A 25,085-nucleotide genomic window follows, 5' to 3' on the forward strand; every position below is an offset into this window, starting at 1 on the left:
TTCTAATGACGACACTTTGCTTCAGAGCCTACTGTTCATCCGCGCTAAAGAAAAAACCGCACGCCGTTACAGCAGTGCGGTTTTTCCCTAACAGCAAGCGACGACTACAAACTATTACGCCTGGTGGCTGGTAACGTAGTCGATAGCAGCTTGAACAGTAGTGATTTTTTCAGCTTCTTCGTCCGGGATTTCGGTCTCGAATTCCTCTTCCAGAGCCATCACCAGCTCAACGGTGTCAAGGGAATCGGCACCCAGGTCTTCAACGAAGGAAGCAGTGTTGACCACTTCTTCTTCTTTAACGCCCAGTTGCTCGGCAACGATTTTCTTGACGCGCTCTTCGATGGTGCTCATACCTTGTTTAACTCCTAATGGACAAATTCAGGCAGCTGGCCAGTGGGTAAGTGTATAGAAAGCCATTTCAGCTTTTCAACTGAAAGCTTCACCCTGTACCCGCCAGACCACCTGCCTATAAATTAAGTTGCAGCTTTATAACGGATTTTAGACAGCTCGTATGACATTTTTTTGAAGCGATCCGTCACAATTTAGCTCATGTACATCCCGCCGTTAACCGGGATTGTAGCCCCAGTCACGTATGCCGCACCGTCGGATGCCAGGAAAGTGACCACATTCGCGATCTCTTGAGCCTGACCCAGACGGCCCAGCGGAATCTGCGTCAGCAGCGCTTCACGCTGTGCTTCCGGCAGTTCGCGGGTCATGTCGGTGTCGATGAACCCTGGGGCCACCGAGTTGACTGTAATCGACCGCGAGCCGACTTCACGCGCCAATGCACGGCTGAAACCTTCCAGACCGGCCTTGGCGGCTGCATAGTTTACTTGGCCTGCGTTGCCCATGGCACCCACTACGGAGCCAATATTGATAATTCGGCCCCAACGCGCCTTGGTCATGCCACGCAAAACGCCCTTGGAGAGGCGGAACAGACTGTTCAAGTTCGTATCGACCACGTCGTACCACTCGTCGTCTTTCATGCGCATCATCAGGTTGTCGCGGGTGATACCGGCGTTATTCACCAGAATCGACGGCGCGCCGAACTGTGCGGTGATCTGGGCCAGTACCGCCGCCACGGACTCATCGCTGGTCACGTTCAGCTCAAGGCCGGTGCCTTGAACGCCGTTTTCCTTCAGGGTCGCAGCGATACGCTCGGCACCCGAAGCAGAAGTGGCGGTACCGATCACGACGGCACCCTGACGGCCCAGTTCCAGGGCAATCGCCTGGCCAATGCCACGGCTCGCGCCGGTAACCAGTGCAACTTTACCTTGCAGACTCATGCAGGCTTCTCCTAAGTTCGGGGGTCAGGCCAGCGCCGCACGAGCGGCAGCGAAGGCATCCGGGGTATTGAGGTTGGCAGTCGACACGCCCTCGGCGCAGCGCTTGTTCAGGCCGGCCAGGACTTTGCCCGGGCCGCACTCGACCAGTTCAGTGGCGCCCTTGGCGGCCAGGGTCTGAACCGATTCAACCCAGCGTACCGGCTTGTAGAGTTGCTCCAGCAGGTCGCGCTTGAGCGTCTCAAGGTCGGCAGCCACGGCCGCACTGACGTTCTGCACCAGCGGGATCTGCGGCGCTTGCCAGTTAATGGCGGCAATGGACTCGGCAAAACGCTCGGCGGCCGGACGCATCAGTTCGCAGTGGGACGGCACGCTTACCGGTAACGGCAACGCACGCTTGGCGCCACGGGCCTTGCAACCCTCGATGGCACGCTCGACAGCCGCCTTGGCGCCCGCGATCACCACCTGACCAGGGGAGTTGAAGTTCACCGCGCTGACCACTTCACCCTGGGCCGCTTCGGCACAGGCTTCGATCACGACCGCGTCGTCCAGCCCCAGGATCGCGGCCATGCCGCCCTGCCCGGCCGGAACGGCTTCTTGCATCAGTTGACCACGACGCTCGACCAGCTTGACCGCTTCACCCAGAGTCAGGCTGCCCGCCGCTACCAGGGCGCTGTATTCGCCCAGGCTGTGACCGGCCACAAATGCCGGACGCGCGCCACCTTCGGCCAGCCACAAGCGCCACAAGGCGATCGAAGCGGTCAGAATGGCCGGCTGGGTTTTGTCGGTTTGATTGAGCTGCTCTTCCGGCCCTTGTTGGGTAAGCGCCCACAGGTCGTAACCCAGGGCCTCGGAAGCTTCCTTGAAAGTGTCCAGGATCAGCGGATATTGCGCGCCCAACTCGGCCAACATGCCGAGGGACTGCGAACCCTGCCCTGGAAAGACGAATGCGAGGGATGTAGACATGTAACAAGCCCCTAATGATCTGGTCGTCAAAAATGGTCGCTCCTACGGTGGGAGCGAACGAAACTGACAGATTGGATGGTCAATTGAACTGGCCGGTCACATTTAAGCACTCCCGGGCCAATTCGCCTAAGACAACAGATCCTCAAGACGGCCGTGCAAACGGTGCGGCAGGTTCTCCTGGATCTCGATCAAGGCCCGTGCAATCGCACTCTGAAAGCCTTCCACCCCGGCAGACCCGTGGCTTTTCACCACAATGCCCTGCAACCCCAGAAAGCTCGCGCCATTGTGTCGCGCCGGTGCCAGGTCAGCCTGCAATCGCCGCATCAACGGCAGAGCCAAAGCCCCTACGATGCGCGATGCCAGATTCTGCTTGAACAAAGCTTCAATACGCGTGGCGATCATGGTCGCCAGGCCTTCGCTGGATTTGAGCAGGATATTACCGACGAACCCGTCGCATACCACGACATCCGCTTCGCCGCGGTACAACCCATCACCCTCGACAAAGCCGACGTAGTTCAAGCCGCGCGCGCCCTGCAACAACGTGGCGGCAAGCTTGACCTGCTGGTTGCCCTTGATGTCTTCGGTACCGATATTCAGCAAGGCCACGCGCGGGCGGGCCACGCCGAGCGCTTCAGCGGCCACCGAGCCCATCACGGCGAACTGGAACAGGTGCTCGGCACTGCAATCCACATTCGCGCCCAGATCCAGCAACTGGCAATAGCCTTTCTGCGTCGGGATCGCCGCAACCATCGCCGGCCGGTCAATGCCCGGCAACGTCTTGAGCACGTGCCGCGACAGGGCCATCAATGCCCCGGTATTACCGGCACTGACACACGCTTGCACCTTGCCGTCACGCAACAGCTCCAGGGCCACACGCATCGAAGAGTCAGGCTTGCCGCGCAGGGCTGCCGCCGGTTTTTCATCCATGGTTATGGCTTCGCTGGCTGGCGTAACCGTCAGGCGCACGCGATCCACCGCCGGATGGCTGGCAATCAATTCTTCAAGGAGTGAGGGTTGACCGACAAGGGTCAGGTGCAGCGAGGGCGTAGCTGACAGGCTGGCAATGCAGGCCTGAACAATGCTGCGGGGACCGAAGTCCCCGCCCATTGCGTCAATCGCGATGACTTGAGCAGACAAGTGATTACTCGTCAGCGCCCTTGTCGATCACTTTACGGCCACGGTATACGCCTTCTGGCGATACGTGGTGACGCAGGTGAATTTCACCGGTGGTTTTTTCTACGGACAGAGTGCTTGCCGTCAGGGCGTCGTGCGAACGACGCATGTCACGGGCAGAGCGGGATTTTTTGTTCTGCTGAACAGCCATAATTGATTAACTCCTAAACGTTTGGGTCACGCTTTAACTGCGCCAATACACTGAACGGGTTGGACCGCGTTACCTCGTCCTCGCTCGGCTCGGCCTCGTCATCAAGGCCCTCCGGCTGCTGGCATTCTTCCGGATGATGAGCAGGCACAATGGGCAAGGCGAGCAGAAGCTCCTCCTCGATCAGTGCATGCAGATCCAATGGATCTTCGCCCAGTTCCAGCACGTCATAACCTTTCGGCAACGACTGGGTATTCGCACCCTCTTTCACCACGGCGTAACTGCATTCGCTGTGGATCGGCAGGGTGACCAGCTCAAGACAACGCTGGCAAACCATTTTGACTTCGGTGTCGATAATGCTGTGGATTACCACAGACTTACGTTCATCTCGTTCAAAAACGAATTTGGCCTGCACCGTACCGACAGTGTCGGAAAGCGGGTCGCAGAGTCTCTCCAAATCGGCCAGCAGCACCTCACCTTGAAGGGTGGTGCCACGATCAGCCAATTTGCGCGGGTCAACGTGAGGTGGAATCGGGTCATTCAACATAGGCGCAGCATTATAGGGATGCCCCCGGCCATGTCAAAGGAAATTCAGCCCTGTGCGTCAGCCGGTCGCCCCGCTAGAATTCTGCGCTGCCCTGAGGAGACGCCCATGCTGCCTTTATTACTCGCTTCCAGCTCGGTTTATCGCCGGGAATTACTGAGCCGCCTGCACCTGCCGTTCATCTGCGGTTCGCCGGATATCGACGAAAGCCATCGCGCAAATGAGTCGGCCATGGAGCTGGTCAAGCGCCTCGCCGAGGAGAAAGCCCGCGCCCTCGCCGACAACTATCCAGGCCACTTGATTATCGGCTCAGACCAGGTCGCTGCATTGGAAGGCCGCATTATCGGCAAGCCACACACCTTTGAAAACGCCCGCGAGCAGTTACTGGCCGCCAGCGGCAAGCGCGTGAGCTTCCTCACAGGCCTGGCGCTGCTGAACAGCGAGACCGGGCAATGCCAGGTGGACTGCGTTCCTTTTACCGTACACATGCGCGAACTGGACGGAGCGCGCATCGAGCGCTATCTGCGCGCCGAACAGCCCTACGACTGCGCGGGCAGCTTCAAGGCCGAAGGGCTGGGCGTGAGCTTGTTCCAAAGCACCGAAGGGCCGGATGCGACCAGCCTTGTCGGCCTGCCACTGATCCGACTGGTCGATATGCTGCTGAGCGAAGGCGTGCAAATCCCTTAGGAGCACCCTGAATGCCAATGTGGGAGAGAACCTGGCCCCTTCCCACATTTTGAGCTACCGCTGGCTTGGATATCAGCGCAGGGTGGGGCCCTGGAAGCCCATATACAGCGCCAGCTTTTCAGCCACGCTGGCACCCAGCTTCTTGGAGAAACGATCGAACGGCGACTCCTCAACCGTAAAATCCACCAACTCCTTCTCGCCAATTACGTCGCGCGCCACCGAACTGGCACTGCCCAATCCATCGATCAACCCCAGCGGCAAGGCTTGCTCACCGGACCAGATCAACCCGGAAAACAGCTCCGGATGGTCTTTATCCTTCAGACGATCGCCGCGCCCCTGCTTCACGCTGGCAATGAACTGACGATGGGTGGTGTCGAGCACGCTCTGCCAGAACTGGGTTTCGTCCGCCTTTTGTGGCTGGAACGGATCAAGGAACGCCTTGTGCTCGCCCGACGTGTAGGTACGACGCTCAACACCCAGCTTCTCCATGGTGCCGACAAAGCCGTAACCGGCCGCCGTCACACCAATGGAGCCCACCAGACTGGCCTTGTCGGCGTAGATCTGATCAGCAGCACTGGCGATGTAATAAGCACCCGAGGCACCGAGGTCGGAAATCACCGCATACAGCTTGGTATCCGGGTGCAGTGCGCGCAGGCGACGAATTTCGTCATACACATACCCTGACTGCACCGGGCTGCCGCCAGGACTGTTGATGCGCAGGATCACGCCCTTGACCTTGGGATCTTCAAACGCCGCACGCAGACTGCCAACGATGTTATCGGCGCTGGCCGGTTCCTTGTCGGCAATCACGCCACGCACTTCGATCAGCGCGGTGTAATTGGCACCACGGCTCGCGCTTTTTTCCATGTCCACCAGCGGACTGAACAGCGCCAGCATGAGCAGCAGGTAAGTGAAGGTCAGCAGCTTGAAAAAAATCCCCCAGCGCCTTGTGCGACGCTGCTCCTGCACGCTGGCCAAGAGGGTTTTCTCCAGCAGCTTCCAGCTCTTGTCGTCACCGTTTTCGGCCTTCTCGGGCGCTTTCCACTCGTCACTCATGTGCCATCAACCCCAGCTAAGACTTATCGGGCCTGGCTGAGCCAGGCCTGCAATTGCGAAAAATGATCAATCGTGACCGTGGGCTCGTATGCCTGCAACGCCTCGGCGGATTGGGCGCCATAGCTGACCGCCACACTGTCCATGCCGGCGGTGCGCGCCATCATCAGGTCAAAGGAGGCATCCCCCACCATCAGCGCCTCACGTGGCGACACACCACAATGCGCCAGAATCTGCTCCAACATCAGAGGATGAGGCTTGCTGGCGGTTTCATCCGCGGCACGGGTGATATCGAAATAGTTTTCCCAGCCATGGGCCTTGAGCACGCGATCCAGCCCGCGCCGCGCCTTGCCGGTGGCGACCGCCAGGTGATAACCCTCGACTCGAAACGCCTCCAGCGATTGCACAACACCTTCGAACAACGGCGAAGGCTCGGCCTCCAGCGCAATGTAGTGCTCGGCGTAATGCTCGCGAAAGACTATCAACTCAGCGTCACTGATGTCGGGATACAGGGTGCGGATCGCCTCCGGCAAGCCCAGGCCGATGATGCCCTTGACCGCCAGGTCGCTGCACAACCCAAAGCCTGAACGAGTGGAGGCCACGTGCATCGACTCAACGATGCGACCAATGGAGTTGGCCAGCGTCCCGTCCCAATCAAAAATCAGCAGTTTGTAGTCAAGGCGCGACACTCAAGCGCTCCACAGTCTTGGCCCACATCTCGTCGACCGGCGCCTGCAGCTTCAACTCACCACCATCCGGCAGCGGCACGGTAAGCATGTAAGCGTGCAAGAACAGACGCTTGCCACCCAAATCACGGATTTCCTTGGAGAAACCTTCGTCCCCGTATTTGGTGTCGCCCGCGATGCAGTGGCCTGCATGCAGGGTATGCACGCGAATCTGGTGGGTGCGCCCGGTCACGGGCTTGGCCTCGACCATGGTGGCGAAGTCGCCGAAGCGGCGCAGCACCTTGAACAGGGTCAGGGCTTCTTTGCCCTCCTCGTCCACTTCGACCATACGTTCGCCGGAGCGCAGGTTGCTCTTCTGCAACGGTGCGCGAACGCTCTTGATCGAGCTGGCCCAGTTACCACGCACCAACGCCATATAGCGCTTGTCCACGCCATCGCCGCGCAGGGCGGTGTGCAGGTGGCGCAACATGCTGCGCTTTTTGGCGATCATCAGCAGGCCGGAAGTATCGCGGTCCAGGCGATGGACCAACTCGAGTTCCTTGGCATCCGGACGCAACTGGCGAAAGGCTTCGATCACGCCGAAGTTCAAACCGCTGCCACCGTGCACCGCGATGCCGCAGGGCTTGTTGATCACGATCAGCTTGCTGTCTTCGAAGATGATCGAGGCTTCCAGGCGTTGCAGCAGGCCCTGTGCCAGCGGAACAGGCTCATCACGTTCAGGCACGCGAACTGGCGGCACACGGACGATATCGCCCGCCTGCAGCTTGTACTCGGGCTTGATCCGGCCCTTGTTCACGCGCACTTCACCTTTACGCAAGATGCGGTAAATCAAGGTCTTGGGCACGCCTTTGAGCCTGGCCAGGAGAAAATTGTCGATGCGTTGGCCGGCATATTCCGGCGAGACCTCAAGCAGCTGGACGCTGGGGGTCTGGGGGGCGGTAGTCGTCATGGCGGCGATGATAACAATTTTTTATGGAATTGAAGCACTTAATCATTGCTGCTATAGTCGCGAACGCCGCCAAAAGCGGCCTGGACAGAGGACTTGCGGCAAACTGCCGGCCCTGACCATCGCAATTCATCAGGACGCGAGGCCGTCCTACGGGGCTTTCGCCACCGTGGAAGGCTCAAGATTGTAACAAGCGCAGGTGACATGAGGCCTGAAGCGAGTGCAGAAAGCAGAGTGAATACTCGCCTTCTGCGCCGATATTTACGGCCAGTTCACAAAGTGCAGTCAGTCTTGAACCAGACCACGGCGAATGCTTCGGAAACAACGCCTGTTAAGAGCTGAGTGAGAGCGCAGTCGCCTTCATTCAGTCTTGTTTAGCCATGAGCGTGGACTCCCCATTGGAGAACACGGTAAATGCCAACCCGCTGCGGATTCTGCGCGCGGCAGCACCCGAATTATCAGGGATACGTGTAGGGTGGAGATGCACAACCGTCGGACCGTGTAGCACTAGGCTTATATTTAGACGCTTCATCTCGTCCACAGTCGCCGGTTGATTCCTCCTCCTGACCTTAGCTTTTGTTGAAGCGGTGCCTTTGTCACCGCCGCTAACAAGCAGGACGCGTCCGTCGCGATGCCCGCCCAATTGGCTGGTTTTGCTGGACACTGGAGTGGCCAACCACTCTTGACGCACCTGACACCGACCGTGAGAAGTCGTGTGTGCCGAACGCCGTTTCCGGCAGCCCGGAAACCGACGGTACAACATGAAAAGAATGCTGATTAACGCAACTCAACCCGAAGAGTTGCGTGTTGCACTGGTAGATGGCCAACGCCTCTACGACCTGGACATCGAATCCGGTGCACGCGAGCAAAAGAAGGCCAACATCTATAAAGGCCGTATTACTCGCATCGAACCAAGCCTTGAGGCTGCCTTTGTCGATTTCGGCTCCGAGCGCCACGGCTTCCTGCCCCTCAAAGAAATCTCCCGCGAATACTTCAAGAAAGCCCCCGAAGGCCGCGTGAACATCAAGGACGTCCTGAGCGAAGGCCAGGAAGTCATCGTCCAGGTCGAAAAAGAAGAACGTGGCAACAAGGGCGCAGCCCTGACCACCTTCATCAGCCTGGCCGGTCGTTACCTCGTCCTGATGCCGAACAACCCACGTGCCGGCGGTATCTCCCGTCGCATCGAAGGCGAAGAGCGCAACGAACTGCGTGAAGCGCTCAACGGCCTGATCGCACCGGCCGACATGGGCCTGATCGTGCGCACTGCCGGCCTGGGCCGCAGCAGCGAAGAAATGCAGTGGGACCTCGACTACCTGCTGCAACTGTGGACCGCCATCAAAGAAGCGTCCCTGGATCGTTCCGCGCCGTTCCTGATCTATCAGGAAAGCAACGTGATCATCCGCGCTATTCGCGATTACCTGCGCCAGGACATCGGCGAAGTACTGATCGACAGCGTTGAAGCCCAGGACGAAGCCCTGACCTTCATCCGCCAGGTGATGCCGCAGTACGCCAGCAAGATCAAGCTCTACGAAGACAGCGTTCCGCTGTTCAACCGTTTCCAGATCGAAAGCCAGATCGAGACCGCTTTCCAGCGCGTGGTCGAACTGCCTTCCGGCGGCTCCATCGTGATCGACCCGACCGAAGCCTTGGTGTCCATCGACATCAACTCGGCGCGTGCGACCAAAGGCAGCGACATCGAAGAAACCGCCCTGCAGACCAACCTGGAAGCGGCTGAAGAAATCGCCCGCCAGTTGCGCCTGCGTGATATCGGCGGCCTGATCGTGATCGACTTCATCGACATGACCCCCGCCAAGAACCAGCGCGCTGTAGAAGAGAAAGTCCGCGAATGCCTGGAAGCTGACCGCGCTCGTGTGCAGGTCGGCCGCATCTCGCGCTTCGGCCTGCTGGAAATGTCCCGTCAGCGCCTGCGCCCATCCCTGGGCGAAAGCAGCGGCATCGTCTGCCCGCGTTGCAACGGCACCGGCATCATCCGTGACGTTGAATCGCTGTCCCTGGCGATCCTGCGCCTGATCGAAGAAGAAGCCCTGAAAGACCGCACCGCCGAAGTCCGCGCGCAAGTGCCGATCCCGGTTGCAGCGTTCCTGCTCAACGAAAAACGCAACTCGATCACCAAGATCGAACTGCGCACCCGTGCGCGTATCGTGATCCTGCCGAACGATCACCTCGAAACGCCGCACTTCGAAGTGCAACGCCTGCGTGACGACAGCCCGGAGGCCCACAGCGGCCAATCGAGCTATGAAATCGCCGCTGCCGCTGCCGAAGTGGAAGAAGTCCAGCCAGCCGCCGCGACCCGCACCCTGGTTCGCCAGGAAGCAGCCGTGAAGACCGCGCCAGCCCGTGCCAATGCACCGGTACCGGTTGAAGCCGCCGCTCCGGTTGCCGCGCCGGCCACCCTGCCCGAGCCAAGCCTGTTCAAGGGCCTGGTGAAGTCGTTGGTCAGCCTGTTCGCCAGCAAGGAAGAGCCTGCCGCTCCGGTCGTGGTTGAAAAACCAGCGTCCGAGCGTCCGGCACGCAACGAAGAGCGTCGCAACGGTCGCCAGCAGAGCCGTAACCGCAACGGTCGTCGTGACGAAGAGCGCAAGCCTCGCGAAGAGCGTGCACCGCGTGAAGAACGCGCGCCACGTGAAGAGCGTGCACCGCGTGAAGAGCGTGCACCTCGCGAAGCCCGTGAAGACACACCGACCGTGGCCCGTGAAGAACGTGCACCGCGCGAAGAGCGCGCACCACGCACACCACGTGCCCCACGCGAAGACCGCAAGCCACGTGGCGAGCGTGAAGAGCGCGTGCGTGAACTGCGTGAGCCCCTGGACGCCGCGCCAGCCGTTGCTGGCGCAGCCACCGCCTCCACCGAAGAACGTCCGGCTCGTCAGCCACGTGAAGAGCGCGCTCCCCGCGAAGAGCGCCAACCGCGCCCGCCGCGTGAAGAGCGTCAACCACGCGCCGAACAAGCCGCTGCCGCCAGTGAAGAAGAAGAAGTACTGACCGGCGAAGAGCAACTGCAGGAAGACGGGCAGGAAGGCGCCGAAGGCGATCGTCCACGCCGCCGCTCCCGTGGTCAGCGTCGTCGCAGCAACCGTCGTGAGCGCCAGCGTGATGCCAACGGCAACGTGATTGAGGGCTCGGAAGAGACCGGCGAGAACGCAGAAGCTGCCACCGGCGAACCGTCTGGCGCCGAACTGGCTGCCGGCCTGGCCGTTACCCCTGCCGTTGCCAGCTCGGTCATCAGCGCCCCGGCTGAAGCCCAGGCTCACGAACAGGCTGAACGCGCCACTGCCGCGGTAGAAGAAACCGTTGCCGCACAAACGCCGGTTGCCGAGGCCCCAGCGGTTGAGACGCCTGTCGTTGAAGCCACTACCCCGATCCAGGCCCCAGTGGTTCCGGAAGTAGAAGTAGCACCGCTTCGCGACGCCCAGCCGGAAACCGAGGCTGTTGTCGCTGAACCTGCGCCAGCGGTTGAGCCTCAGCCTGTGGTTGAGACCGTTGCTGAAACGCCGGTTGTTGAAGCCCCGGTTGTCGAAGAAGCCGCCCCGGCAGTGCGTGAAGTTCGCGAAGAACAGACCGCCTTCCAATGGACCGCCGAACCCGCCGCCCCGGTTGAAGCACCCGCACCTGCGCCAGTCGTAGAAGAAGCACCTGCACCGGTTGCCGACGCGGTTGAAGTGGCCCCGGTAGTGGTTGCCGAACCTGCGCCGGTAGTTGAAGCGCCGGCCGTTGCTGAAGTCGAAGCGCCTGTGGTTGAAGCCCCTGCTGTCAGCGCCCTGACCGAAAACGGCCGCGCGCCGAACGACCCACGTGAAGTGCGTCGCCGTCGCAAGGAAGCTGAAGCCGCCGCTGCAGCAGCTGCCGCCGCCGCTCCAGTCGTAGTCGAAGCATCCGCCCCGGTTGCTGAAACCGTGGTTGAGCAAGCGGACGCTGAAGCAGTGCTAGAGCACAAGGCCCAGGAAGAAGAGCACGAGCCTAAACCCCTCGTCTGATTCCATCGGCCACTAAAAAGCCCCGCCTGAGCGATCAGGCGGGGCTTTTTAGTGCGTGCTTGGTCAGCGGTAATGCAATAACGCAGGCACATCCACGTCCCACAACACACCCGGATCATCCACTGGTACTTCCTTCACCGCCGCCTGCGTAAACAGCGGTTTGGCGCCGCGATCCCCCGTCAACGCCATCAAGGCAGGCCCGAAGGCGTGAGCAAACGCAACTGGATGTCCATACCGCCCGGCATGCAGGGGCACATTGATGCCTTCCAGGGCATCAATCACCCGCTCAATGGTCGAGGACTGAATAAACGGCATATCCCCCAGTACCACCAGCCAGCCATGCGCCGTTGCACTGGCCGCAACGCCTGCGGCAATACTGTCGCCCATGCCGGCCGATTCCAGCAGCAAGACCTGGCAGCCGTAAGCCTCGGCGAACCGAATGACTTCCTTACGCTCAGGGGAGGTCACCACCCAGCGCTCCACCACACTCGGCGGCAAACTCACCAGCACCTGTTCGATCACCGGGCGTGTCACGCCGTCACGACCGACGCAGGGCGCCAGCAACTTATCCTGATCCTTCCCCGCCTCGGCGCGAAATCGGCTGCCCTGCCCTGCCGCCAGCACAATCGCCGCAAGCGTCACTCGGCCAGCACCGGCAGGGGCTTCTTCTGCATCGGCGCCACACCGTTTTTGATCGCGACAATTTCCGCCATCAGCGACAGCGCGATCTCCGCCGGTGTATGGCTGCCGATATGCAATCCGATCGGCCCGTGCAGCCGCGCAATCGCCTCTGCCGATAAGCCCAGGGCAGCCAGGGTTTCCCGGCGTTTCTGAGTGTTGACCCGCGATCCCAACGCACCGATGTAGAAGGCACTGGAGTTCAACGCGGTCAGCAAGGCCATATCGTCAAGGCGCGGGTCATGAGTGAGGCAGACAATCGCTGTACGCTCATCGGTCTGGATAGTGAGTACCGCTTCATCCGGCATGCCCGGTACAAAGCGGCCATGCTGCTCCTCCCAGCCGTACACGAACTCTTCACGCGGGTCGCAGATCAGCACCTCGAAATCCAGCAAGCGCGCCATTTCGGCCACGTAACGTGACAGTTGCCCGGCACCGATCAACAGCAGGCGCCAGCGCGGACCGTAGATCGCTCGCAAACGTTCGCCGTCAAAACTCACCACATCGGTCTTGCTCGCGCCGCTCAAGATAACTTCGCCGGTGGTCAGGTTCAGTTCCCGGGCGACAATCTGATGGTCCTCACAGCGCGCCAGCAACTGCGCGACCCACTCCCAATCGTCCACGCGCTCTTCGGTCAGGCGCAACGTCCCGCCGCACGGCAAGCCGAAACGCGCCGCCTCATCGCGGGTGACGCCGTAGGTCACCAACTGCACGGGCGGGCCGTCAGCGGCCAGGCGGCCATCCTGTAGACGGGCGATCAAGTCATCCTCGATGCACCCACCCGAAACCGAGCCAATCACCACGCCATCGCCGCGCAAGGCCAGCATTGCCCCCGGCGGGCGTGGGGCACTGCCCCAGGTCTGGACCACGCTGTACAACACCACTCGCTGCCCGGCGCGGCGCCATTGGAGCACGCTGCGCAGGACATTCAGATCCACACTGTCCATCACGCCTCCTGCCAGCGTTGTTGATGACATATTTATTTACTGTAAAGCAAAGTCGCTCAAAAGTGCCCGCGCAGAAACGCAAACGCCCCGAACCAGTCGGGGCGTTTGTGGGTAACAGTCAGCGTAAGTTCACGCCATCAGCCGTTTACTTGACGGCCGGTGCAGGGCCTTCGGCTACGCCGAGGTCATCGACTTCGCGGGTTTCGGAAATACCGGTACCGCCGGACGCCAGCTCGCTTTGCAGCTTGTCGGTGTCCAGCTCCTTGACCCACTTGGCCACAACGATGGTGGCAACGGCGTTACCCACCAGGTTGGTCAGCGCGCGGGCTTCGGACATGAAGCGGTCAATACCCAGAATCAGCGCCAGGCCGGCAACCGGCAGATGGCCAACCGCCGACAGGGTTGCCGCCAACACGATGAAGCCCGAACCGGTTACACCGGCAGCGCCTTTGGAGGACAGCAGCAGCACCAGCAACAGGGTGATCTGGTGGGTGATGTCCATGTGGGTATCAGTCGCCTGAGCGATGAACACGGCCGCCATGGTCAGGTAGATCGACGTACCGTCCAGGTTGAACGAGTAGCCAGTCGGGATCACCAGGCCGACCACGGATTTCTTCGCGCCCAGACGCTCCATCTTGATCAGCATGCGTGGCAGTGCGGACTCGGAGGAGGACGTGCCCAGCACGATCAACAGCTCTTCACGGATGTAGCGGATCAGCTTCAACACGCTGAAACCGTGAGCGCGGCAGATACCACCCAGCACCACCAGCACAAACAGAATGCAGGTGATGTAGAAGCAGATCATCAACTGGCCCAACTGCACCAGCGAACCCACACCGTAGGCACCGATGGTGAAGGCCATGGCGCCCAGGGCACCGATTGGCGCGAGCTTCATGATCATGTTGATGATGTTGAACATCACGTGGGCAAAGCGATCGATGAAGTCCAGCACCGGCTTGCCGTAGGCACCCAGGCGGTGCAAGGCGAAACCGAAGATCACCGAGAACATCAGCACTTGCAGGATGTCGCCGTTGGCGAACGCGCCGACAATAGTGTTAGGAATCACGTTGAGGATAAAGCCAACGATGCTCTGGTCTTTACCGGCCGTCACGTAAGCCGCGACTTTGGAAGCGTCCAGGGTCGCAACGTCGATGTGCATGCCGGCGCCCGGTTGCACAACGTTGACCACGACCAGGCCGATCAGCAGGGCGATGGTGGAGACGATTTCGAAGTACAGCAGCGCGTAGCCGCCGGTTTTGCCGACCGATTTCATGCTTTGCATGCCAGCGATGCCGCTGACAACGGTGCAGAAGATGATCGGGGCGATGACCATTTTGATCAGTTTGATAAACCCGTCACCCAGCGGCTTGAGCGCCACACCGGTTTGCGGGTAGAAGTGACCGAGCAAAATACCGATAACGATTGCAACGATCACCTGGAAATACAGGGATTTGTAGATTGGCTGACGAGTCGTCATTGCAAAATTCCTCAATCGTCCCGTGTGGCAAATATCCGCCATTGCCCACGACACTTGAATTGCGAACCCTCCTGCACTGGAGGGATTTGTTGTTTGCGAGACCTGTAGGACCAGGCCTGCGCTGTAGTCCTTATCGCAAACGCCGTGCCACTTCTCCGAAAACCGCCAAAGGCCTTTAGACATCAGGGTTGTGGGTTTTCGGACGTCCTCCCAAGCCCCAATCAGTTGGCGGATTTCCGCCGCACCAACCCATCACGTCCTACAATTTGGCGGATATCCGCCTTGTCGCCCAGCCCGACGGTGACTAACATCCGCGCTTCCATGGACGAGGGCCCCGCATGCGTGAACGTACCATCGCCAGTCATTACGCCCGAGCGGCCCTCGGCGGTGCGCGTCGGGTCGGCTACGATTGCTCGGAGTTGCTGCAGCAGGCGGGTATCACCCCGCAATTGCTCAGCGAACCCCGCGCCCGCATCGCCCCGGAGCAATTTACCCGCCTGCTGCAAATGCTCTGGCTGGCGCTGGACGACGAATACCTGGGATTCGCCGATGGCGTGAGTAAGCGCGGCACCTTCGCCATGATGTGCCACGCACTGATCCACTGCCGCACCCTGGAGAAGGCTCTGGAACGCGGCTTATTATTTTATGGCTTATTCCCACAAGGTCTGCGCTGGCAGCTGACACGGGAAGGCGAAATGGCGCGCCTGAGCCTGGACGACTCACCGCTCTGGGACCCGGATCACTTCCTCAGCGAGTGCTTGCTAGTGATCTGGCATCGCCTGGGCAGTTGGCTGATCGGCCAGCGTATCCGGTTGCATCAGGCCACATTCAGCTACCCGATGCCGGCCCACGCCGCTGAATACGACCTGCTGTTTCCCTGCCCTCTAGTATTCGGCGCACCGATCAGCAGCCTGGTGTTTCCCGCTCGCTACTTGAGCCTGCCACTGTTGCAGGACGAACGCACCCTCAAGCATTTTCTTGAGCGCTCCCCCGCCGACCTGCTCTCACGCCCGGACGAAGGCGATAGCTTGAGCAGCCAGTTGCGCCGCTTGCTCAGCCGCGACCGAACGCCGTGGCCGGACCTGGAAGCCGTCGCCCAGCATCTGCACATCAGTCCGCAAACCCTGCGTCGGCATCTGCGCGAGGAAGGCACCAGTTTTCAGGCGCTCAAGGATGAGCTGCGGCGGGACATCGCCATCTACCACCTGGGGCGTGCGGACTTGTCGTTACAGGAGATCGCCGAGCAGTTGGGGTTTTCCGAACCGTCGGCGTTTCATCGGGCCTTCAAGAAGTGGACAGGGCTGACCCCCGGCGCCTATCGCGCGCAGGAACACTAGAGCGCCGGGAAGTGAATCTTGAATGCGGCACCGCCCAGCGGTGAATCCCCCAGCGTCAGCCGCGCACCGTAACTTTCGATGATGTCCTTGACCACTGCCAGCCCGATACCCTGCCCAGGGTGCTGGCGGTCCAGCCGTTCACCGCGCTGCAGAATTCGCGCACGTTGGTCCGGCGGCACGCCTGGACCGTCATCCTCGATGCACAACTCGATGCCTTCGAGGCTTTCCACCAGGCTGATACGCACCTCGCTCAGACACAGCCGATAGGCGTTTTCCAGCAGGTTGCCGAGCAACTCAAGCAACGCGCCCTTCTCGATCGGCACATCACAGGCCTGCGGCAAGTCAAAGGACACCGCTACGTCTTTGTCGCGGTACACCTTGCCCAACGTATCGCACAGGCTTTGCAGTACCGGCTCCAGGCGAACCTGATGGCGTACCAGGCCGCTTTTGCGCAGGCTGGCGCGCTGTAACTGGTAGCCGATCTGCTGGCTCATGCGTTCGATCTGCGATTGCAGCACCCAGGCCTGATCGCGCTCTTCGCGGCGCTGGGCCATGTCTTCGCTCACGCCCTGCAACACGGCGAGCGGGGTTTTCAGACTGTGGGCCAGGTCATCCAGCGAATCGCGGTAACGCGCGCGCTGCTCCCGCTCGCTGTGCAGCAAGCGGTTGAGGGAACCGGTAAGGCGCAATAATTCGCGAGGGTGCTGCTCGGAGAGGCTTTCGCGGGTGCCGCCTTCGATCTGGTCAAGCTCCTGGCTTAAGCGTCGCAACGCTTGCAGGCCCCAGGTCAGGCCCAGCCACAGCAAGGTCAGCAACACCAGCAACGCGGCACCGAAGCCCAGGTAAAGGTTTTCGCGCAGGCCTTCGAGGGTCAGTTGGTATTCGCGCACCGGTTGCAGGGCCACGATACTGAACGCGGCGCTCTTGCCGCCGAGCAACCTGACCTCGACGTCATATACGAAGAACTCCTGGCCGTCAGCCTCGCGGATCCGCGCAAATTCGTTACCGCGCCCGTCGTAGCGCGGCTTGTAGTTGATGTTTTCTTCGCGAGTCGCCCGCGAGCGCCATACCAGGTGGCCTTCACGGTCGTAGATATAACCGAGCAGCCGACTGTCGGCGAGGTTGAAGCGCTCGTCGGGCAACTGCGCCGGCATCTGCAGGCGATTGTTTTCGATCCGCGCGGCGGAAATCAGGGTGGTCACGTCCGAGGCGAGGCGTTGTTCAATGGAGTCCTGCAACGCCAGGCTGAACGCACCTTGCATGGCGGGCAACAAGGCCAGCATAAACAGCACGGCCAAGGTGGCGGCCGCCAGCATCAGGCGCACACGTAAAGAACGAATCAACGGCAGCGCTCATTGAACAGGTAGCCCAGGCCGCGCACGGTGTCGATCGGCTTGAACCCGGCCGGACCTTCCAACTTGCGACGCAGGCGGCCGACCAGCACTTCGATCACGTTTGGATCGCGCTCGTCGTCATCGGGGTAGAGCTGTTCCATCAAGCGGTCCTTGGCGACAACCTGTTGGTGATGGCGCATCAGGTATTCGAGGATGCGGTATTCGTAGGCGGTCAATGCCAACGGCTGCTCATCCAGGCACGCCTGCTTGCGGTTGAGGTCCAGCAGCAAAGGCCCGGCGACGATGGTCGACTGGGTGAACCCGCTGGAGCGGCGCAACAAGGCGTTCATGCGCGCTTCCAGTTCCTCGAACTGGAATGGCTTGACCACGTAGTCGTCGGCGCCGGCGGCCAGGCCCTCGACCTTGTCCTGCCAGTTACCGCGCGCGGTGAGGATCAGGATCGGGAAAGTCTTGGCCTGGGCGCGCAACTGCCGGATCAGGTCCAGGCCGCCCATGCCGGGCAGGCCCAGGTCGATGATCGCCAGGTCATGATTGAATTGGCCGGTCTGGTACAGGGCCTCTTCGGCGTTGGCCACGGCTTCGACCACGTGGCCGCTGTCGGTCAGGCGGGTAAACAGGTGATGGCGCAGCAGCGCCTCATCTTCCACCACCAGCAATTTCATAAGGCTCTCCAAAGCAAATCAACTGTCCGACAGAGTGACATCATAGCGGCCCTGCAGATCTTGCGGGCGCAGTTTAATGCCGTTGAACTGTGCAGTCAGGTGCGCATAACCCGCGCGGTACGCCGGCTGCGGTGTGGTGAAGCCAAGGGACTGCCCCCAGGGCGAAGACAGAACGGCGGCATTTTCGACGCTCACACGATGGATCAGGCTACTGGGTTTCTTGGTTTTTTCCCTGCCGAATTCGGCGAATGCGCCCTCCGAGGCCTGGGCCCCGGCGGTGGCACTGAGCAGGGTTAACGCCAACATCAGCTTTTTGATCGCAGTCATGGTGCTACCTCATACGCGTTTTGGCTGTTGGGACCAGCCTACGCAAACGCCCCTGAACTCCCCCTGAACAGGCCTCTCACCGTGGCGGGCTATCCTCGCGCGCGCCAACTCGGCAAAATACCGGGCATGACGCCCTTACCCGCTTGCTGCACCCCACTCGACGCCCATTGGCCGCTGCCCGAACCTTTGCCGGGCACGGTGTTTCTGAGCACCCGCTTCGACCCCGCTTTATTGACGGCCGCTGATTTCCAGCGCTGCGCCGTGCTGCCACCGGCAAGCATCCAGCGTTCTGTGGCCAAGCGTCAGGCCGAGTTTCTGGCCGGTCGCCTGTGCGCACGGGCCGCCTTGCAACAGCTCGGTCATCCAGACTGCATCCCCGCGATCGGCGAAGACCGTGCGCCGGTATGGCCCGCCTCTATCACCGGTTCCATCACCCACAGCACCGGGCATGCCGCAGCAATTGTCGGGCACAAGACGCACTGGCGCGGTCTGGGGATGGACGTGGAGAACCTGCTGAGCCTGGAACGGGCCGAGCGTCTGGCCGGGGAAATCCTCACCGCCGACGAACTGCAACGCCTGGCCCACTTGCCGCGCGAGCAGATTGCCCAATGGGTGACGCTCACGTTTTCAGTCAAGGAAAGCCTGTTCAAGGCGCTCTATCCTATCGTGCAAAAGCGCTTCTACTTTGAGCACGCCGAGGTGCTGGAATGGTCCGATTCGGGGGCCGTCAGGCTGCGATTGCTGACAGACCTGTCGGGTGAGTGGTGCCATGGCAAGCAGTTGTCGGCACAATTTACCGTGCATGACGGGCAGTTGCTGAGCCTGGTGGCGATCCCGGCTCAGACTTTTTCCTGATCCCTGGGCCAACTCAAACTGAAGCATGCCCCACCCAGGTTATTGCTCTTGCTGATCAACGCCCGCCCGCCATGCCAGTAAATAATCCGCCGCACAATCGACAAGCCCAGGCCATGCCCACCGGAGGCGCGGGTGCGGCTGTCGTCCAGCCGCAGGAACGGCGTGAAGATGCGCTCCCAGGCGCTTTCCGGCACGCCGGGGCCGTCGTCTTCCACATCGATGCGGCAACGCACCTGGCCTACCTGATAACTGATCAAGACCTGGCCCTGGGCATGGCGCATGGCATTGCTCACCAGGTTTTGCAGCGCACGGTGCAGGTAGCGGGGCTCGGCATCGACCCAGGCATCGTCCCAATGCGCCGACGACAGGCAAATCCCCCGAGCAACGTTGACCTGCGGGCGCAGTGGCGATAATTCGCCGATCACTTGATCGAGCAGGGCATCAAGGTCCACACGCTGGAAATTCAGCTCCGGCGCGCCCTGCTCCAGCCTGGCGTAGGTGAGCATTTCGTCCACCAGGCCGTCGAGGTCCTGGATATCACTGTCCATGCCTTCCAGGTACTTGCGGCGCGCCTCGGGGGTGGCCGCTTCGCCGATCATCTCGAGGCCAAAACGCAGGCGCGCCACCGGCGTGCGCAGCTCGTGGGACACCGCGCGCACCAGCTCGCGCTGGATCGCCAGCAATTGCTGCAAGTGCTCGGCCATGCCATTGAATGCGGCGGCCAGGCGCCCTACCGAGTCGGCGCCGCGAGCCGGTACACGCACTTGCAGATTGCCTTTGGCGATACGCGTAGCGGCGGCTTCCAGGCCCAGCAGGCGGCGCTCAAGCTGGCGCACCAATAGATAAACGATCAACCCGATCAAGGTCAGACCGATCAAGGCGATCAGAATCAGCCATTGAGGCGGATATGGGTTCATTTGATACAAGGGGCCCAGCTCAAGTACCCAAGGCGTGCCGACCATGCCGGCCAACACTCGGATCGAGTCACCGCCCTTGCCCAGGGCCATCACCGTGTCGCCTTCCGACACACGCCGACGCTGGTCCTCGTCCATATCCGCCTGGTCGAGCGTCATCAAATGCATGTCAAAACCAAAACCCTTGGCGTCTTTTATATCCGCCAGCCGTTGCGGCTGCTCGGCCACGGGGTAGCGCACCAATTCGTCGGCAAGCAGGTAAATGGTCGCACGGGCCAGTTGCTCGCTGATCTGCTGCACCTCCCCGGTGAGCACCCACTGCTCCTTGTCACTGACCAGGCGCAAGACCCGAGCAGCATGGGGCCCGGTCTGCTCGACCAACACCTGGCCGCGCTGCAGGCGGTTGCGCTGGCTGAGGTCCAACTGCGCTTCGGTGAGGCTGCGCAGTTCAAGGGGAATTCCCAGCAAGCGCTCCCACACCGCCAAGGCGCGCTGGCGTTCGATGGCGCTCATGGGCTGCAGGTTATCGCCCATCAACGCAAAGGTGCCGTGGGCCAGGCGTTCGCGGTACTGGCCGCTGCGCACCTCGTTGAGCAGATGCAATGCCAGTACGCCCAGCAGCGCCACCAGGATCAGCGCCGCGCACATACCGCCGTAGATGCGCAGGAAAATCGAGTTCACAGTGGCATATCGGCGGCAGCTTCGGGGACGAACAGGTAGCCTTTGCTGCGGATGGTCTTGATCAGGCGAGGATGAATAGGGTCGTCGCCGATTTTCGGGCGAATCCGTGAGATGCGTACATCAATGGAGCGGTCCTGGCCGTCGTAGCCGATGCCGCGCAAGGCGATAAAGATTTCTTCGCGGGACAGGACACGCCCGGCATTCGCCACCAATAGCCACAGCAAGTCGAATTCGGCGCTGGTCAGTTCGATGCCGCCGTCGTGCAGCCAGGCTTCGCGCAGGGCGTTGTCCACCACCAGTGGCCCGAATTGCAGGCGGCGCTGGTTTTCCACGGCTGCGGGCTCGGCCGGTTCGCTGCGCCGCAGCAACGCCTGGATGCGCGCCAGCAACAGGCGCGGGCGCACGGGTTTGCACACATAGTCGTCGGCGCCCATGTCCAGGCCCAACACCTGATCCATGTCGTCGGTGCGCGCGGTCAACATCAGGATCACGCCGTCATAGCGCTCACGCACCTTGCGGCAAATACTCAGGCCGTCTTCGCCGGGAAGCATCAGGTCGAGGATCACCAGATCGGGTTGCTCGGCGATGATCCGCGCAGCGGCCAGGGCGCCGTCACGTTCAATCGACACGCACAGGCCATTGCTCTGCAGGTAGTCGCGGGTCAGGTCGGCCAATCGCTCGTCGTCCTCGACGATCAGGATTTGCCACGCTTCATGCTCCATGCGTTGTCCTCATTGTTATAAGCAGTTTTTCAGGCCGACGCAGTCGAATGTGCTTTTCACCAGGCATACCCTCTTTGTCATGTTTTGAGGGCATAACAGAGGTCGATTGTAGCCATGGCCGAACCCTTCAACACAAGCCGGGAAATCCATTCGGTGATCGCATTTTTTTGTGATAGGGTTCGCGCCCTCAAAAATCCAACCCGCTGTTTTTATCTTGGAATATTCGGTGACAAACGGCCGACTCCAGCAGCAACGCGGCCTACACGGACGTTCCACGTTTCATACACATTTTACCCACAGCGTTATCCACAGGTCGTGCGTTGCTAAGCCCCCCAAAACGCATTATCTTGTACCTCGGCGCAAAAAAAACCCTACATATAGGGTTTTGAGCGAAAAGACCCAACACAAATCAGACGAGAAATTCAAGACCTTTCTTGCTCCTGTTCGGTCTGAGCCAAGCATTTTTTGAAAGCCCAAACCGCTCAAGCGGATGGCAACCGCTTTCACGCTCCAATAGCGAAAAACGGTACGGGTGTTGCAGTGCTTGAAGCTGGCGACTGTCACCCATCAGTAATACGGCCAAGGGCGTAGACGCCCCGAACCGAAGACTTCGGCATGGAAGCGGCGCTAACAGCTCCCTTCCTCCTGTCCCGAAGTTGTTATGCCAGGCCCAGGCCTGCTGTAAGTGCTTCAGGACGGAACGGTGGGCACCGTGATGGTGCCCAAATAAATATAGAATGTGGAGACAACCCCCCATGCAAACCGACACAACTCGCGAGAACCCGCAAGGCTCCGTGCCGCAGGCCGCTGATTCGAATATGGATCTGTCCGCCACTGCACCTGGCCAACTGCGCGTGATCAAGCGTAACGGCACTGTCGTTCCTTACACCGATGACAAAATCACCGTCGCCATCACCAAAGCGTTTCTTGCAGTTGAAGGCGGCACCGCTGCCGCTTCGTCGCGCATCCACGACACCGTTGCCCGCCTGACTGAACAAGTCACCGCGACGTTCAAGCGTCGCATGCCGTCGGGCGGCACCATCCACATCGAAGAAATCCAGGACCAGGTCGAACTGGCCCTGATGCGTGCCGGCGAACAGAAAGTCGCCCGTGACTACGTGATCTACCGCGATTCGCGCGCCAAGGAACGTGCCGTGCACGCACCGGCCGCCGAAGCCGTGCAAGCGCACCCATCGATCCGCATCACCCTGGCCGACGGCAGCTTTGCGCCGCTGGACCTGGGCCGCCTGAACACCATCATCACCGAGGCCTGCGAAGGCCTGGAAGAAGTCGACGGTGATCTGATCCAGCGCGAAACCCTGAAAAACCTGTACGACGGCGTGGCCCTGACCGACGTCAACACCGCACTGGTGATGACCGCCCGCACCCTGGTTGAACGTGAGCCGAACTACTCGTTCGTGACCGCGCGCCTGCTGATGGACACCCTGCGTGCCGAAGGCCTGGGTTTCCTGGGCGTGGCCGACAGCGCCACTCACCACGAAATGGCCGACCTGTACGCCAAGGCGCTGCCTGCCTACATCGCCAAGGGTATCGAGTTCGAATTGCTGAACCCGATCCTGGCCACCTTCGACCTGGAAAAGCTCGGCAAAGCCATCAACCACGAACGTGACCAGCAGTTCACCTACCTGGGCCTGCAAACCCTGTACGACCGTTACTTCATCCACAAGGACGGGATCCGCTTCGAACTGCCGCAAGTGTTCTTCATGCGCGTGGCCATGGGCCTGGCGATCGAAGAGAAGCACAAAGAAGACCGTGCGATCGAGTTCTACAACCTGCTGTCGTCCTTCGACTACATGTCGTCGACTCCGACCCTGTTCAACGCCGGCACCCTGCGTCCACAGCTGTCGAGCTGCTACCTGACCACCGTGCCGGATGACCTGTCGGGCATCTACCACGCGATCCACGACAACGCCATGCTGTCCAAATTCGCCGGCGGCCTGGGCAACGACTGGACCCCGGTACGTGCACTGGGCTCCTACATCAAGGGCACCAACGGCAAGTCCCAGGGCGTTGTGCCGTTCCTCAAAGTCGTGAACGACACCGCCGTAGCGGTCAACCAGGGCGGCAAGCGCAAAGGCGCCGTGTGTGCCTACCTGGAAACCTGGCACATGGACATTGAAGAGTTCATCGAGCTGCGCAAGAACACTGGTGATGATCGTCGTCGTACCCACGACATGAACACCGCCAACTGGATCCCTGACCTGTTCATGAAGCGTGTCTTCGACGACGGCCAGTGGACCCTGTTCTCGCCTTCCGAAGTGCCGGACCTGCACGACCTGACCGGCAAAGCGTTCGAAGAGCGTTACGAGTACTACGAGGCACTGGCCCAGTACCCTGGCAAGATCAAGCTGTTCAAGACCATCCAGGCCAAAGACCTGTGGCGCAAAATGCTGTCCATGCTGTTTGAAACCGGCCACCCATGGCTGACCTTCAAAGACCCGTGCAACCTGCGCAGCCCGCAGCAGCACGTGGGCGTGGTCCACAGCTCGAACCTGTGCACCGAGATCACCTTGAACACCAACAAGGACGAGATCGCCGTTTGCAACCTGGGCTCGATCAACCTGCCGAACCACATCGTCAACGGCAAGCTGGACACCGCCAAGCTGGAACGCACCGTCAACACCGCAGTACGCATGCTCGACAACGTTATCGACATCAACTACTACTCGGTGCCACAGGCGCAGAACTCCAACTTCAAGCACCGTCCAGTCGGCTTGGGCATCATGGGCTTCCAGGACGCTTTGTACCTGCAGCACATTCCTTACGGTTCGGATGCGGCGGTCGAGTTCGCCGACAAGTCCATGGAAGCGGTCAGCTACTACGCGATCCAGGCTTCCTGCGACCTGGCCGACGAGCGCGGCGCCTACGAGACGTTCCAGGGTTCGCTATGGTCCAAAGGCATCCTGCCGCTGGACTCGCAACAGATCCTTATCGAAGCCCGTGGTCAGAAGTACATCGATGTTGACCTGAACGAATCCCTGGACTGGGCGCCGGTACGCGCCCGTGTGCAGAAAGGTATTCGTAACTCCAACATCATGGCCATCGCACCGACCGCTACCATCGCCAACATTACCGGCGTATCGCAGTCGATCGAACCGACCTACCAGAACCTGTATGTGAAATCGAACCTGTCGGGCGAATTCACCGTGATCAACCCGTACCTGGTTCGCGACCTCAAGGCTCGTGGCCTGTGGGACTCGGTCATGATCAACGACCTGAAGTACTACGACGGTTCGGTGCAGCAGATCGAACGCATCCCGCAAGAACTCAAAGAGCTCTACGCGACGGCCTTCGAAGTAGACACCAAGTGGATCGTTGACGCCGCCAGCCGTCGTCAGAAGTGGATCGACCAGGCTCAGTCCCTGAACCTGTACATCGCCGGCGCTTCGGGCAAGAAACTGGACGTGACCTACCGCATGGCCTGGTACCGTGGCCTGAAAACCACCTACTACCTCCGTGCCCTGGCTGCGACCAGCACCGAGAAGTCGACCATCAACACCGGCAAGCTGAACGCTGTGTCCAGCGGCAACCACGGTGATGATTCGGTACTCGCAGCGCCAGCCGGTCCGGCCCCAGTGCCGAAGGCCTGTGCGATTGACGAGCCGGATTGCGAAGCTTGCCAATAAGC

At 60.7% G+C, this 25,085-nt stretch carries 22 protein-coding genes; 5 read left to right on the forward strand and 17 right to left on the reverse strand.

Annotated elements, in window-relative coordinates; all coding sequences use genetic code 11:
• Positions 1-114: 114 nt before the first annotated feature.
• The 6 genes from acpP to PSH59_RS19480 form a co-directional block, all read right to left on the reverse strand.
• Complete coding sequence (gene acpP / locus PSH59_RS19455) at positions 115-351, reverse strand: acyl carrier protein (protein ID WP_003175607.1); 237 nt, start codon at positions 349-351, stop codon at positions 115-117.
• 191 nt (positions 352-542) lie between these two features.
• On the reverse strand, positions 543-1,286 hold the full coding sequence (gene fabG, locus PSH59_RS19460; RefSeq protein WP_094066820.1) for a 3-oxoacyl-ACP reductase FabG: 744 nt from the start codon (positions 1,284-1,286) through the stop codon (positions 543-545).
• Positions 1,287-1,310: 24 nt separating this feature from the next.
• The gene (gene fabD / locus PSH59_RS19465; RefSeq protein WP_248083408.1) at positions 1,311-2,249 is read right to left on the reverse strand and encodes an ACP S-malonyltransferase; all 939 of its coding nucleotides are present in this window, start codon (positions 2,247-2,249) and stop codon (positions 1,311-1,313) included.
• Positions 2,250-2,375: 126 nt separating this feature from the next.
• Complete coding sequence (gene plsX, locus PSH59_RS19470) at positions 2,376-3,386, reverse strand: phosphate acyltransferase PlsX (protein ID WP_305393478.1); 1,011 nt, start codon at positions 3,384-3,386, stop codon at positions 2,376-2,378.
• 4 nt (positions 3,387-3,390) lie between these two features.
• Positions 3,391-3,573: a 50S ribosomal protein L32 gene (gene rpmF, locus PSH59_RS19475; protein ID WP_008152339.1), complete on the reverse strand. Its 183-nt coding sequence runs from the start codon at positions 3,571-3,573 to the stop codon at positions 3,391-3,393.
• A 13-nt stretch (positions 3,574-3,586) separates the two neighbouring features.
• Complete coding sequence (locus tag PSH59_RS19480; protein WP_034120803.1) at positions 3,587-4,117, reverse strand: YceD family protein; 531 nt, start codon at positions 4,115-4,117, stop codon at positions 3,587-3,589.
• Between the two features lie 105 nt (positions 4,118-4,222).
• On the opposite strand from PSH59_RS19480, the gene PSH59_RS19485 reads away from it, so the two are divergent.
• Positions 4,223-4,801 carry a nucleoside triphosphate pyrophosphatase gene (locus PSH59_RS19485; protein WP_248083406.1) on the forward strand — a complete coding sequence of 193 codons (579 nt, stop codon included), beginning with the start codon at positions 4,223-4,225 and terminating at the stop codon, positions 4,799-4,801.
• 72 nt (positions 4,802-4,873) lie between these two features.
• On the opposite strand, the gene PSH59_RS19490 is transcribed toward PSH59_RS19485, so the two are convergent.
• From PSH59_RS19490 to rluC, 3 genes are read right to left on the reverse strand one after another with little or no spacing between them, the layout of a single operon-like run.
• A complete protein-coding gene (locus tag PSH59_RS19490; protein ID WP_305393479.1) occupies positions 4,874-5,857 on the reverse strand; it encodes a S49 family peptidase in 984 nt (327 codons plus the stop codon).
• A gap of 23 nt (positions 5,858-5,880) precedes the next feature.
• Positions 5,881-6,543 (reverse strand): HAD-IA family hydrolase, encoded by a 663-nt coding sequence (locus tag PSH59_RS19495; protein ID WP_305393480.1) that lies wholly within the window; start codon positions 6,541-6,543, stop codon positions 5,881-5,883.
• A complete protein-coding gene (gene rluC, locus PSH59_RS19500; RefSeq protein WP_248083403.1) occupies positions 6,530-7,489 on the reverse strand; it encodes a 23S rRNA pseudouridine(955/2504/2580) synthase RluC in 960 nt (319 codons plus the stop codon). Before rluC ends, PSH59_RS19495 begins: the two co-directional genes overlap by 14 nt.
• Positions 7,490-8,247: 758 nt before the next feature.
• Between rluC and rne the strand changes: the two genes are divergently transcribed.
• Positions 8,248-11,481: a ribonuclease E gene (gene rne / locus PSH59_RS19505; RefSeq protein ID WP_305393481.1), complete on the forward strand. Its 3,234-nt coding sequence runs from the start codon at positions 8,248-8,250 to the stop codon at positions 11,479-11,481.
• Between the two features lie 63 nt (positions 11,482-11,544).
• Here the strand turns inward: rne and PSH59_RS19510 are convergent, their stop codons facing one another.
• The 3 genes from PSH59_RS19510 to PSH59_RS19520 all read right to left on the reverse strand — a co-directional run bounded on the left by PSH59_RS19510 (position 11,545) and on the right by PSH59_RS19520 (position 14,583).
• Positions 11,545-12,123: a nucleotidyltransferase family protein gene (locus PSH59_RS19510; protein ID WP_305393482.1), complete on the reverse strand. Its 579-nt coding sequence runs from the start codon at positions 12,121-12,123 to the stop codon at positions 11,545-11,547.
• On the reverse strand, positions 12,120-13,106 hold the full coding sequence (locus PSH59_RS19515; protein ID WP_248083400.1) for an XdhC family protein: 987 nt from the start codon (positions 13,104-13,106) through the stop codon (positions 12,120-12,122). Before PSH59_RS19515 ends, PSH59_RS19510 begins: the two co-directional genes overlap by 4 nt.
• A gap of 145 nt (positions 13,107-13,251) precedes the next feature.
• Positions 13,252-14,583, reverse strand: a complete 1,332-nt coding sequence (locus PSH59_RS19520; RefSeq protein ID WP_248083399.1) for a dicarboxylate/amino acid:cation symporter — start codon at positions 14,581-14,583, stop codon at positions 13,252-13,254.
• 338 nt (positions 14,584-14,921) lie between these two features.
• Between PSH59_RS19520 and PSH59_RS19525 the strand changes: the two genes are divergently transcribed.
• Positions 14,922-15,920: an AraC family transcriptional regulator gene (locus tag PSH59_RS19525; RefSeq protein ID WP_305393483.1), complete on the forward strand. Its 999-nt coding sequence runs from the start codon at positions 14,922-14,924 to the stop codon at positions 15,918-15,920.
• Here the strand turns inward: PSH59_RS19525 and PSH59_RS19530 are convergent.
• From PSH59_RS19530 to PSH59_RS19540, 3 genes are read right to left on the reverse strand one after another with little or no spacing between them, the layout of a single operon-like run.
• Positions 15,917-17,263, reverse strand: coding sequence for an ATP-binding protein (locus tag PSH59_RS19530; RefSeq protein ID WP_248083397.1), 1,347 nt, complete (start codon positions 17,261-17,263; stop codon positions 15,917-15,919). The genes PSH59_RS19525 and PSH59_RS19530 overlap by 4 nt on opposite strands.
• Entirely contained in the window at positions 17,260-17,937 is a 678-nt protein-coding gene (locus PSH59_RS19535) for a response regulator (RefSeq protein ID WP_248083396.1), read from the reverse strand. The genes PSH59_RS19530 and PSH59_RS19535 overlap by 4 nt, the downstream gene beginning before the upstream one ends.
• A gap of 18 nt (positions 17,938-17,955) precedes the next feature.
• The gene (locus PSH59_RS19540) at positions 17,956-18,264 is read right to left on the reverse strand and encodes a hypothetical protein (protein WP_248083395.1); all 309 of its coding nucleotides are present in this window, start codon (positions 18,262-18,264) and stop codon (positions 17,956-17,958) included.
• Positions 18,265-18,390: 126 nt separating this feature from the next.
• Here PSH59_RS19540 and PSH59_RS19545 point away from each other — a divergent pair, with 126 nt between their 5' ends.
• Positions 18,391-19,119, forward strand: coding sequence for a 4'-phosphopantetheinyl transferase (locus PSH59_RS19545; protein WP_305393484.1), 729 nt, complete (start codon positions 18,391-18,393; stop codon positions 19,117-19,119).
• On the opposite strand, the gene PSH59_RS19550 is transcribed toward PSH59_RS19545, so the two are convergent.
• Positions 19,104-20,714 carry an ATP-binding protein gene (locus tag PSH59_RS19550; protein ID WP_305393485.1) on the reverse strand — a complete coding sequence of 537 codons (1,611 nt, stop codon included), beginning with the start codon at positions 20,712-20,714 and terminating at the stop codon, positions 19,104-19,106. The genes PSH59_RS19545 and PSH59_RS19550 overlap by 16 nt on opposite strands.
• Positions 20,711-21,436: a winged helix-turn-helix domain-containing protein gene (locus tag PSH59_RS19555; RefSeq protein ID WP_248083392.1), complete on the reverse strand. Its 726-nt coding sequence runs from the start codon at positions 21,434-21,436 to the stop codon at positions 20,711-20,713. The genes PSH59_RS19550 and PSH59_RS19555 overlap by 4 nt, the downstream gene beginning before the upstream one ends.
• A 755-nt stretch (positions 21,437-22,191) precedes the next feature.
• On the opposite strand from PSH59_RS19555, the gene PSH59_RS19560 reads away from it, so the two are divergent.
• Positions 22,192-25,083: a ribonucleoside-diphosphate reductase subunit alpha gene (locus PSH59_RS19560; RefSeq protein WP_248083391.1), complete on the forward strand. Its 2,892-nt coding sequence runs from the start codon at positions 22,192-22,194 to the stop codon at positions 25,081-25,083.
• The last annotated feature ends 2 nt before the right edge of the window (positions 25,084-25,085 follow it).

Source organism: Pseudomonas sp. FP2309, assembly GCF_030687575.1.
Lineage (GTDB): Bacteria > Pseudomonadota > Gammaproteobacteria > Pseudomonadales > Pseudomonadaceae > Aquipseudomonas.